This is a genomic window from Actinomadura sp. NPDC049382 (assembly GCF_040677125.1).
In the GTDB taxonomy this organism is placed as follows: Bacteria; Actinomycetota; Actinomycetes; order Streptosporangiales; family Streptosporangiaceae; genus Spirillospora; species Spirillospora geliboluensis.
Window position 1 is genome coordinate 1 of record NZ_JBFARO010000195.1, and the last position, 10,632, is coordinate 10,632.

Below are 10,632 nucleotides of genomic sequence, written 5' to 3' on the forward strand. Positions count from 1 at the left end.
CGGAGAAGGGACGACGCTCGAGGTGGAGCTGCCGTGCGGATCGTGATCGCCGAGGACAACGTGCTCCTCCGCGAGGGCCTCGTCATGCTGCTGAACGCGGGCGGGCACGAGGTCGTCGCCGTCGCCGGCGAGGGGCCCGAGGTGCTGCCCGCGATCCTGGAGCACCGGCCCGACGCCGCCGTCCTCGACGTGCGGCTGCCGCCCGGGTTCCGCGACGAGGGGCTGCGCGCGGCGATCGAGGCGCGCAAACGGATCCCCGGCCTGCCGCTGCTCGTGCTGTCGCAGTACGTCGAGGAGACCTACGCCGCCGAGCTGCTCGCCGGCGGCGCCGAGGGCATCGGCTACCTGCTGAAGGACCGCGTCAGCCGGGTCGACGAGTTCCTGGACGCCCTCGACCGCGTCGCGGCGGGCGGCACCGCCCTCGACCCCGAGGTCGTGTCCCAGCTGATGACCACCCGCCAGGACCCGCTGCAGGCGCTCACGCCGCGCGAGCGCGAGGTCCTCGGGCTCATGGCGCAGGGCCTCGACAACGCCACCATCGCCGCCACCCTCGTCATCACCGAGCGCTCGGTCAGCAAGCACATCGGCGCGGTGTTCGCCAAGCTCGGCCTGCCGCCGTCCGACAGCGGGCACCGCCGCGTCCTGGCCGTCCTGGCCTACCTGAACTCGTGAGGGTCCGCCGGGCCGTGCGCGCCCTCCTCCTTGACGGCGACGCGCTCGTCCTGCTGCGCCGCACCCGCCCCGACCGGCCCGTCTACTGGACGACCCCGGGCGGGAAGATCGAGCCGGACGACGCGTCCCCGGAGGCCGCGCTGCGCCGCGAGCTGGACGAGGAGCTCGGCGCCACCGCCGGGCCCGTCCGGCAGGTCTTCGCGTGCGGGGAGGAGTCGCCCGGGCTGTACCGCCTCAACACCTTCTACGTCTGCCGGCTGGCCTCGATGGACCTGTCCCGCCGCCACGGCCCCGAGTTCGAGGACCCGGCGCGGGGCCGCTACGACGTCGACCTCGTCCCGTGCACCCCCGCGGACCTGGCCGCCATCGACCTGATCCCCGAGACGCTCGCCGCCTACCTCCAGGACCACGCGGCCGACCTTCCCGGCCTCCTCCCGTAGGTCCTTGCGTAGGTCTTGCCAGGAACGATCACTTGTGCGAACTTTGCGGGACTTCTGTGATCAAGGAGTCCCATGTCGCGTACCGTCCTGCGCGCGGCCGGAGCCGCGGTGGTCGCCGCCGCCGTCCTGACGCCCGTGACCTCCTCCGCCGCCGTGACCTCGTCCGCCGCCGCGACCAGCGAGCGCGCCATGTCGGCGACGATCCGCTACACCGAGTACGGCATTCCGCACATCACCGCGCCGGACTACGCCGGCCTCGGGTACGGCACCGGCTACGCGGCGGCCAAGGACGACCTGTGCCTGCTCGCGCAGGGCGTCGTCACGCTGAGCGGGGAGCGCTCCAAGTACTTCGGCCCGGACGGCGCACCGGACAGGGCGCTGTCGTCGGCGTCCACCAACCTCGCCAGCGACGTGTTCTTCACCGGCATCAACGACAGCAAGGTCGTCGAGCGGCTGGCGGCGGCGCCCGCCCCCTACGGCCCGAGCACCGAGGTGCGCGAACTCAGCCGCGGCTGGGCCGCCGGCTACAACCGCTACCTGCGCGAGGGCAAGATCACCGACCCGGCGTGCAAGGGCGCCGCGTGGGTGCGGCCCATCACCGAGCTGGACGTCTACCGGCGCGGCTACGCCCTCGCCATGCTCGGCGGCTCCGGCATGGTCACCGACCAGATCACCGAGGCGGCGCCTCCGGGCGCCGCGCAGGCCAAGGCGCAGCCCCTCGCTAAGGCCGCCGAGGGGGCCCGCAAGCTGCTGGCGGACGCCGACATGGGCAGCAACGCCATCGCCGTCGGCGGCGGCGCCACCGCGAACGGGCGCGGCCTGCTCCTCGGCAACCCGCACTACCCGTGGCACAACGGGCGGCGCTTCTGGCAGATGCAGCAGACGATCCCCGGCAAGTTGAACGTGAGCGGCGCCGCGCTGCTCGGGTCGCCGTCCGTCAACATCGGCCACACCTCGACGTTCGCGTGGAGCCACACCGTCGCGACCGGCGTCCCGTTCAGCCTCACCGAGCTGCGGCTGGTGCCGGGCGACCCGACGTCCTACTTCGTGGACGGCAAGGTGGAGAAGATGACCCAGCGGCGGGTCACCGTCCAGGCGAAGCAGGCGGACGGCTCGGTCAAGCCGGTCACCAGGACGCAGTGGCGGAGCCGCTACGGGCCGATCGTCACGTCCGTCTCGTCCATCGGGCTGCCGTGGACGACCTGGAACGCCTACGCGCTCACCGACCCGAACGCCACGAACCTGCGCCTGGCGAACACCTCGCTCGCCCTGGGCAAGGCCCGCACGACCGATGACGCCGTCCGCGCGCTGAAGCAGACCCAGGGCCTGCCCTGGGTGAACACCATCGCGGCCGACGCGCGCGGCAAGGCGCTGTTCGCCCAGATCCAGGTGCTGCCGAACGTCACGAACGCGTTCGCGGACCGCTGCAACTCCCTCCTCGGCCACCTGACGCTGCGGCAGGCGGGCCTCGCGATCCTGGACGGCACCCGGTCGTCCTGCGCACCGGGCAAGGCGCCGGGGACCGTCCAGCCGGGGATCCTCGACCCCGACCGGTACCCAGTGCTGACCCGCGGCGACTACGTCACCAACTCCAACGACAGCTACTGGCTGTCCAACCCGGAGAAGCCGCTGACCGGCTACGACCGCATCATCGGCGACGAGAAGGCCGCCCGCAGCCTCCGCACGAGGAGCGGCATCGTCTCCGTCCAGGACCAGCTCGCCGCGAGCAAGTTCACCCGCTCCGACATGCAGGACCTCGTCTTCGCCAACCGCAACCACGCGGGGGAGCTCGCCGCGGCCGGAACGGTGACGATGTGCCGCGACATGCGCCTCGGCGAACCCTGCGACGTCCTGGCCAAGTGGGACAAGACGGCCGACACCGGCAGCCGCGGCGCGCTCCTCTTCGACCGGTACTGGCGCAAGGCGCTCTCCGCGTGGGACCTGTGGAAGACGCCGTTCAACGCGTCCGACCCGGTCAACACGCCACGCGACTTCAACACCGGCTCCTTGGCCGCCCGCAAGGCGTTGCTGGACGCGGTGGACGAGCTGAAGAAGTCGAACATCCCGCTGGACGCGCCGCTCGGCGACCACCAGTACGTCACCCGCAACGGCGAGCGGATCCCGATCGGCGGCGGCACCGAGAACCTCGGCATCCTGAACAAGGTCGAGGGCACGTGGACGCCGGGCAAGGGCTACACGGAGATCACCACGGGCTCCAGCTACGTCCAGGTCGTCTCGTTCGACGGTGACAAGTGCCCCGACACCCGGACCCTTCTCACCTACTCGCAGTCGACCGACCCGACGTCCCCGCACTACGCGGACCAGACCCGCCTCTTCTCCAAGAAGCAGTGGGTCACCGAGCGGTTCTGCGCCGGCGAGATCAACAAGGCACCGGGCCTCAAGGTCGTCACCCTCACGGGGAAGTGACGCCGCCGATCCCGTCGAGGAGGTAGTCGAGCCCCTGGACGAACGCGGCGTCCCAGTCGCCGTCGTCCAGGTGGCCGTGCTCGGCGAGAGCCGGGTACAGGTCGCGGCTGCGGGCGAGATGCTCGGCGGCGGCGCTGGGGGTGGAATCCTGCGCGCCGACTTCCATGAGCGCCGACCCGATGACGTAGTTCGCCACCGCGTACGCGGCGGTGGCGAGGCGCGCACCGGTCAGTCCGGTCGCGGCGAGCGTCGCGTAGAGGAAGTCCGTGCGGGCGAGCACGTTGGGGCCCAGCAGGGGGCGTCCGCCCAGGACCGCCGCCGACCACGGGTGGTCGAGCATCGCGCGCCGCCAGCCGGACATCAGCGCGACCACGGCGGCGCGCCAGTCCTGGTCGCCGTGCGGCAGGGCCACGTCGCCGAAGATGCTGTCGAGGGCCAGTTCGAGCACGTCGTCCTTGGTCTTGACGTGCCAGTACAGCGTCGTGGACCCGGTGTCGAGGCGCTCGGCGAGGCGCCGCATGGTGAGCCGCCCGGCGCCCTCCTCGTCCAGCAGCGCCACGGCCTCGGCCACGATCCGCTCCCGGGACAGCGGCGGCCCCTCCCGCCGTGACCGGCGTCCTTCGCGCAACCACACGCTCTCCGTCATGCGACCGAGACTAGTACATTGAACGAGTACCGGATCATTGGTCTAGTAACTCGACCGCTGTACTAGGAGAGTGTGTGGGGCACATCGAGGTGAGCCGGCTGAGCTACGCCCTGCCCGACGGGCGTCTCCTGCTGGACGACGTCTCCTTCCGCGTGGGGGAGGGGGCCAAGGCCGCGCTCATCGGCCCGAACGGCGCGGGCAAGACGACGCTCCTGCGGCTGATCGCCGGCGACGTCCAGCCGTCGGACGGTGTCGTCACGAGCACCGGCGGCCTCGGCGTGATGCGGCAGTTCATCGGCGGCATCCGCGACGCCCGGACCGTCCACGACCTGCTGCTGTCGGTGGCGCCCGAACGAGTGCGCGGCGCGGCGGAGCGCCTGGCCCGCGCTGAACGCAACCTGGACGACAGTGAGCGCACCCAGCTCGCCTACGCCGAGGCGATCACCGACTACACGGATGCGGGCGGCTACGACATCGAGGTCGTCTGGGACGCCTGCACGACCGCCGCACTCGGCCTGTCGTTCGACGAGGCGAAGACGCGCGGCGTGACGACCCTCTCGGGCGGGGAGCAGAAGCGTCTCGTCCTGGAAGCCCTCCTCCGCGGCCCGGACGAAGTGCTCCTTCTAGACGAGCCCGACAACTACCTCGACGTGCCCGCGAAGGAATGGCTGGCGGAGAAGCTGCGCGCCACGGCCAAGACCGTCCTCCTCGTCTCTCACGACCGGCAGCTCATCGCCGACACGGCCGACCGCATCATCACCGTGGAGTCACGCGACATCTGGGTCCACGGCGGCGGTTTCGCAGGCTATGCGCAGGCCCGCCGCGAACGCACCGAACGCCTCCACGAGCGGCGCCGCCGCTGGGACGAGGAGCACACCCGCCTGAAGCAGCTAGTCCACCTGCTCCGCCAGCGCGCGGCCAACAACGACGCGGTGGCCTCGTCCTACCAGGCCGCCCGTACCCGCCTGGCGCGCTTCGAGGAGGCGGGCCCGCCCCGCAGCGCGCCCAAGGACCAGAACGTGCGGATGCGGCTGCGCGGCGGCCGCACCGGCAAACGAGCCCTGATCTGCGAATCCTTGGAGCTGACCGGTCTGACCCGCCCTTTCGCCACTGAGATCTGGTACGGCGAACGCGTCGCGGTGCTGGGCTCGAACGGCTCGGGCAAATCGACGTTCCTGCGCCTGCTCGCCGGGCACGACGTCCCGCACGCCGGTGAGTTCCGCCTCGGCGCCCGCGTGGTGCCCGGCCTCTTCGTCCAGACGCACACCCGCCCCGACCTGCTCGGCCGCACCCCGGCGGACATCGTCATGGCGCGGCACGCGCTCACCCGCAACGACGCCATGGCCGCGCTCGCCCGCTACGAGCTGGCCCCCGCGGGCTCCCGCCCGTTCGAGACGCTCTCCGGCGGCCAGCAGGCCCGCCTGCAGATCCTGCTCCTCGAACTGTCGGGCGCGACGCTGCTCCTCCTGGACGAACCGACCGACAACCTCGACCTGGCCAGCGCCGAAGCCCTCCAGGAGGGCCTGGCGTCTTATGCGGGAACCGTCTTGGCCGTCACCCACGACCGCTGGTTCGCCGCCGACTTCGACCGCTACCTGGTCTTCGGCTCCTCCGGCCGCGTGCACGAGTCGTCCACTCCGGCCTGAGACGCAGCCGGGCGAGCCGCCCGGCGCCGCTCGATCAGCGCCTCGATGCCGTCGAGCAGCAGGTCGAGGCCGAAGACGAAGTCGCCGTCGTCCGACCAGCCCTCCGCGCCCTGCATGACTCCCGAGCGCATCGCCGCCGACAGGGCCGGATAGGTCGCCGGGTCGAGCAGTTCGGCCAGCATGTCGCCGTAGTCGGCGGCGCCGTCGATCTCGGCGGCCTCCATCTGCGGGTCGCCGCCCCCGACCCCGTGGACGAACGCGGCGTCGGTGATCGCGTACCCGGCGAGGGCGGTCGCCACGTTGACCTTCTCGCCGTCGTGCAGCCCGGTGCCGCCGAGGGAGGCCAGCGCGCGGTCGAGCCACAGCAGCCGGCGCGGGCCGAGCGGCGGGGCGAGCCGGTCGACGGACAGCAGCCACGTGTGCCGCAGGACGGCGTCGCGCTGCGCCCGGCACCAGAGGGCGAGGTAGTCGCGCCAGGGGAGGCCGTCCGGCTCGGGCGGCTCCGGCACGACGGCGTCGGTCATCGCGATGAGCAGCTCCTCCTTGCTGCCGACGTACCGGTAGAGCGCCGTCGCCGCCACGCCCACCTGGGCGGCGACACCGGCCATCGAGACCCCGGCCAGCCCCTCGTCGTCGGCGATCTCGATGGCGGCGGCGGTGATCGCGGCGAGGTCCAGCCGCGGCCGCGGCCCGCGGCGCGGCGCCGGTTCGCGTCCCCACATGCGCCGCAGCACCGGCGGCAGCGTCCGGTCGTCCGCCATGGAACCCCTCCTTCTTGACCCGCTGCTGAAATTGTGCATACTCAAAATAGTGAACGCGATACACAGTATGACATTCGCAGAAGCGATCCAGGCCCGCGGCCTGACGAAGTCGTTCGGGGGGACCCCGGTCCTGAAGGGGATCGACCTGACCGTGCCCACCGGGTCGCTCCTGGCCCTGCTCGGCCCGAACGGGTCGGGCAAGACCACGACCGTGCGCATCCTGACCACGCTGCTCGCCCCCGACGGCGGCACGGCGACCGTCGGCGGGCACGACGTCGTCCGCGAGGGCGCCGCGGTGCGCCGGGCGATCGGCCTGACCGCCCAGCAGGCCACGGTGGACGAGCTGCTGACCGGGCGGGAGAACCTCGAACTGTTCGCCGGCCTCAGCCACCTCGGCGGGCGCCGGGCCCGGCGGCGGGCGGGCGAACTCCTGGAGCGCTTCGGCCTCGCCGCCGCCGCGAACCGGCGCGTCGCGACCTACTCGGGCGGCATGCGGCGCCGGCTCGACCTCGCGGCGAGCATGGTGTCGGAGCCGCGCATCCTGTTCCTGGACGAGCCCACGACCGGGCTCGACCCGCGCAGCCGCGCCGAGCTGTGGTCGGTGATCCGGGAACTGCTGGCCGCCGGAACCACCATCCTGCTCACCACCCAGTACCTGGAGGAGGCCGACCGGCTCGCCGACCGCGTCGTGGTGATCAACGACGGCCGCGTCGCGGCCGACGACTCTCCCGCCGCGCTGAAGCGCCAGGTGGGCGCCGAGCGCCTGCTGCTGCGCCTGGCGGCGACCGGTGACGTACCGCGCGCCGCGACGGCGCTCAACGGCGACACCTCGGCGCGTCTCGACGCGGAGGCACGGGAGGTCACCATGGCCGTCCAGGGCCCCGACCACCTGCGCCACGCGCTGGACCTGATGCACCGCGCGGGCGTCACCGTCGAGCGCGTGGAGCTGCGAGCCCCCACCCTCGACGACGTCTTCTTCGAACTCACGGAGGGAGCGGCATGAGCGCCGTCCTGGCAGCGGCGGGCGACCTGCGCCGCCTCGTCATCCGCGACCTGCGCCGCGAACTGCGCCTCCTCGACGGCCTCATCGTGAACACCGCGCTGCCGGTGATCATGATGGTGCTGTTCGTGCACGTCTTCGGCGGGGCGATCGACACCGGCTCCAGCGGCCTCGCCTACATCGACTTCGTGGTGCCCGCCATCCTGCTCATGTCCGGCGGCTACGGCGCCGCGCTGACCGCCTCGGCCATCGCCGAGGACATGACCGGGGGCATGATCGACCGCTTCCGCACCCTGCCGATCAGCGGCTGGACGGTCCCGGCCGGGCATGTGGTCGCCTCGCTGGTCCGCAACGTCGCGGCGTGCGGCATCGCCTTGGTCGCTGCGGTCGCCCTGGGCTTCCGCCCGGACGCCGGACTCGTCGACTGGGCGTTCACGCTGGCCCTACTGGCGGGTTACGTGGTGGCGGTGTCGTCGCTGGCGGTGCTCTGGGGGCTCCTGGTCAAGTCGGTCCAGGCGGCGGGTGCGTTCAGCTTCCTCGTCCTGTTCCTGCCGTACATGTCGGACGGGTTCGTCCCGGCCGAGACCATGCCGGCCGCCCTGCGCGGTTTCGCCGACAACCAGCCGATCACACCGATCGTGGAAGCACTCCGCTCACTGCTCCTGGACCAGCCGATGGGCTCCTCCGGCGCGGTGGCGGCGGCCTGGCTCACGGGCATGGTGGTGATCAGCGTGCCGCTCGCGGCCGTTCTTTTCCGGCGCAGGACGTCGGCATAGCGATGAGTCTCAGGGGCGCGGCGAGTCAGCCTGGACATGACGCAAATCATCGCGGACATCTCGGTCTCCCTGGACGGCTTCGTCACCGGCCCTGACCCGAGCCTGGAGAACGGTCTCGGCACCGGTGGCGAGGCCCTGCACACCTGGGCTTTCTCCGACGACCCCGACGACCGCCGGATCCTCCGTGAGGGGACGTCCCGCTCGGGCGCCGTCATCCTCGGCCGCAACCTCTTCGACATCGTCGACGGACCCGGCGGCTGGGACGACACGACCGGGTACGGCGCCGGCGAGGTGGGCAAGCCCGCGTTCTTCGTCGTGACGAGCTCGCGGCCGGAGTCGGTTCGGCTCACCAGCCTCGACTGGACGTTCGTCACGACGGGCCTGCCGGACGCCGTAGCCGCCGCCCGGCGGCCAGCCGAGGCGGTGGACAAGGACGTCATCCTCATGGGCGGCGGCGCCACCATCGCCTCGGCGTTCGAAGCCGGGCTGGTCGACGTGCTGGCCCTTCACCTGGCCCCTGTCGTCCTAGGCGCCGGAACACCCCTATTCAGGGGCGGGGCACCACGCACACTGGTGCAGCGCACGGTGATCCCGACATCGACCGCGACACACCTGACCTACGACGTCCTTTAGCGGGCTCGCAAGGAAGCGTCCAGAGCACTCATGAGCTGGGCAGCGCGACTCTTACCGGCCGGCGCAAGCGGATACCGCGACAGAACATCGACCAGCACGGGCGTGGCCCGTCCCCGAGTCTGCTCGATCAGCATGTCTCCGACCGCGTAATCATCTCCGGCCTGCAACTCGCCGATCCGCGCCGCGTTGGCCGGACCCCGCAAGATGTGCCCGACCTGAGTGGCCCGCGCGATCGGATGCAGATAAGCGGCGGACGCAGCGTCCCCAGCAGCCTGCGCGGCAAGACGAGCGACCTCGGTATCCGCCTCTTTCGCCGCCCGGTGGGCATCCAATGACGTCACACGCTGCAACTTCGTCCGCCGGGCGCCATTGACGAATTCCCACGCGGCATCAAGGGCCGCACGCGGCCGGGAATCCCCCGGAACGGCCTCCTCGAACACAGGCAGGACGTCCTGCGCACTCTCCGCCACGAAACGCGCCACGACCCGAAGCTCGTCCATGGTCAACTCAAAGTCACCGGACACCAGTCAGCCCCCTCCGCACGCCCCGATCCGCAGAAGATCATTACAGGTTGAAGCTCCCCTTGGGGGAGGTGCCAGGCTTCAGGCATGGACGGTGGCTACTCGATCGGCGAGTTGGCGCGGCTCGGCGGAGTCACGGTGAAGGCCGTGCGCTTCTACTCGGAGCGCGGACTGGTGCCGGAGGCCGGCAGAAGCGCGGCAGGGCATCGGCGGTACGCACCGGAAGCCGTAGTGCGCCTCGGCCTGGTACGGACGCTACGCGAACTCGGAATCGACCTGGCCACCATCGAGAAGATCTTGGACCGCCGACTACCGGCCGCAGAGGCCGCCGCCACCCACGCCGAGGCAGTAGCGGTGCAGATGCGAGTGCTGCGGCTGCGCTACGCGGTGCTCTCAGCAGCGGCCAGGCGCGGCTCCACACCCGAGGAGATGGACTTCATGCACCGACTCGCCCGCCTTTCCGCCGCTGAGCGTGACGCCCTCGTCGACGACTTCCTGCACAGCGCATTCGGGGATCCCGACGCGGGCCCGCTCTCGCGCGTCCTGCACCGATCCATGGCACCCGAACTGCCCGATGACCCCACGTCCGAGCAGTTGGAGGCATGGGTGGAGTTGGCCGAACTCGCCGAAGACCCGGAGTTCCGGTCACTGATGCGCGGCCTGTTCACCGAGCACCCCGCCTTGGAAACGGCCCCACCGCGCAAGCCCATCGTCGCGCGCGTCGCGGAGACCGTGGCCCCGCTACTGACAGCCGGCGTCACCACCAACTCCCCGGAAGCGGCTCAGGCCGTCAAACAAATCACCACCGCCTACGCCGCCGTCCAAGACCAGACAGACGACGCAGCCCTGCGCGAAAGCCTCGCGGCCTACCTGACCGCCGCCGCCGATCCGCGCCGCGAACGCTACGCGGAGCTACTGTCGGTCATCAACGGCTGGGACCCGCCCGACTACCCCAGCAAGGAACTGCGCTGGTTCCTGACAGCAATGGCTCAGACTGAGCACTAGCCGTAAGACCAACGGCGAAAGACGTCATCACGCCGCATAGGCTGCTCCAGCCGAAAATGTGATCACGAATGGGGCCAACTTGTCGATAGCGTACGAGTGTGGCTG

General features: G+C 71.3%; 11 protein-coding genes. 8 read left to right on the forward strand and 3 right to left on the reverse strand.

Going from position 1 to position 10,632, the window contains the following annotated elements; all coding sequences use genetic code 11:
* The first annotated feature begins 33 nt into the window (after positions 1 to 33).
* The 3 genes from AB0K34_RS44360 (at position 34) to AB0K34_RS44370 (ending at position 3,539) form a co-directional block, all read left to right on the forward strand.
* The gene (locus AB0K34_RS44360; RefSeq protein WP_089327273.1) at positions 34 to 672 is read left to right on the forward strand and encodes a response regulator transcription factor; all 639 of its coding nucleotides are present in this window, start codon (positions 34 to 36) and stop codon (positions 670 to 672) included.
* Complete coding sequence (locus AB0K34_RS44365; RefSeq protein WP_138634672.1) at positions 669 to 1,112, forward strand: NUDIX hydrolase; 444 nt, start codon at positions 669 to 671, stop codon at positions 1,110 to 1,112. Before AB0K34_RS44360 ends, AB0K34_RS44365 begins: the two co-directional genes overlap by 4 nt.
* A 72-nt stretch (positions 1,113 to 1,184) precedes the next feature.
* Positions 1,185 to 3,539 (forward strand): penicillin acylase family protein, encoded by a 2,355-nt coding sequence (locus AB0K34_RS44370; RefSeq protein WP_138634675.1) that lies wholly within the window; start codon positions 1,185 to 1,187, stop codon positions 3,537 to 3,539.
* Here AB0K34_RS44370 and AB0K34_RS44375 read toward each other — a convergent pair.
* Positions 3,526 to 4,185 (reverse strand): TetR/AcrR family transcriptional regulator, encoded by a 660-nt coding sequence (locus tag AB0K34_RS44375; RefSeq protein WP_138634677.1) that lies wholly within the window; start codon positions 4,183 to 4,185, stop codon positions 3,526 to 3,528. The genes AB0K34_RS44370 and AB0K34_RS44375 overlap by 14 nt on opposite strands.
* A gap of 74 nt (positions 4,186 to 4,259) precedes the next feature.
* On the opposite strand from AB0K34_RS44375, the gene AB0K34_RS44380 reads away from it, so the two are divergent.
* The gene (locus AB0K34_RS44380) at positions 4,260 to 5,831 is read left to right on the forward strand and encodes an ATP-binding cassette domain-containing protein (RefSeq protein ID WP_138634680.1); all 1,572 of its coding nucleotides are present in this window, start codon (positions 4,260 to 4,262) and stop codon (positions 5,829 to 5,831) included.
* On the opposite strand, the gene AB0K34_RS44385 is transcribed toward AB0K34_RS44380, so the two are convergent.
* On the reverse strand, positions 5,777 to 6,592 hold the full coding sequence (locus AB0K34_RS44385; protein WP_138634683.1) for a TetR/AcrR family transcriptional regulator: 816 nt from the start codon (positions 6,590 to 6,592) through the stop codon (positions 5,777 to 5,779). The two genes, AB0K34_RS44380 and AB0K34_RS44385, sit on opposite strands and share 55 nt — an antisense overlap.
* A 67-nt stretch (positions 6,593 to 6,659) precedes the next feature.
* Here AB0K34_RS44385 and AB0K34_RS44390 point away from each other — a divergent pair, with 67 nt between their 5' ends.
* Genes AB0K34_RS44390 through AB0K34_RS44400 form a run of 3 tightly spaced genes read left to right on the forward strand, consistent with a single transcriptional unit; the run spans position 6,660 to position 9,001 of the window.
* Positions 6,660 to 7,595 carry an ATP-binding cassette domain-containing protein gene (locus tag AB0K34_RS44390; RefSeq protein ID WP_138634686.1) on the forward strand — a complete coding sequence of 312 codons (936 nt, stop codon included), beginning with the start codon at positions 6,660 to 6,662 and terminating at the stop codon, positions 7,593 to 7,595.
* On the forward strand, positions 7,592 to 8,368 hold the full coding sequence (locus AB0K34_RS44395; protein ID WP_138634689.1) for an ABC transporter permease: 777 nt from the start codon (positions 7,592 to 7,594) through the stop codon (positions 8,366 to 8,368). Before AB0K34_RS44390 ends, AB0K34_RS44395 begins: the two co-directional genes overlap by 4 nt.
* Positions 8,369 to 8,404: 36 nt before the next feature.
* The gene (locus AB0K34_RS44400) at positions 8,405 to 9,001 is read left to right on the forward strand and encodes a dihydrofolate reductase family protein (RefSeq protein ID WP_138634692.1); all 597 of its coding nucleotides are present in this window, start codon (positions 8,405 to 8,407) and stop codon (positions 8,999 to 9,001) included.
* Here the strand turns inward: AB0K34_RS44400 and AB0K34_RS44405 are convergent.
* Positions 8,998 to 9,501 carry a putative immunity protein gene (locus AB0K34_RS44405; protein WP_138634695.1) on the reverse strand — a complete coding sequence of 168 codons (504 nt, stop codon included), beginning with the start codon at positions 9,499 to 9,501 and terminating at the stop codon, positions 8,998 to 9,000. The two genes, AB0K34_RS44400 and AB0K34_RS44405, sit on opposite strands and share 4 nt — an antisense overlap.
* A 108-nt stretch (positions 9,502 to 9,609) precedes the next feature.
* Here AB0K34_RS44405 and AB0K34_RS44410 point away from each other — a divergent pair, with 108 nt between their 5' ends.
* On the forward strand, positions 9,610 to 10,527 hold the full coding sequence (locus AB0K34_RS44410) for a MerR family transcriptional regulator (RefSeq protein WP_138634698.1): 918 nt from the start codon (positions 9,610 to 9,612) through the stop codon (positions 10,525 to 10,527).
* Positions 10,528 to 10,632 lie beyond the last annotated feature (105 nt).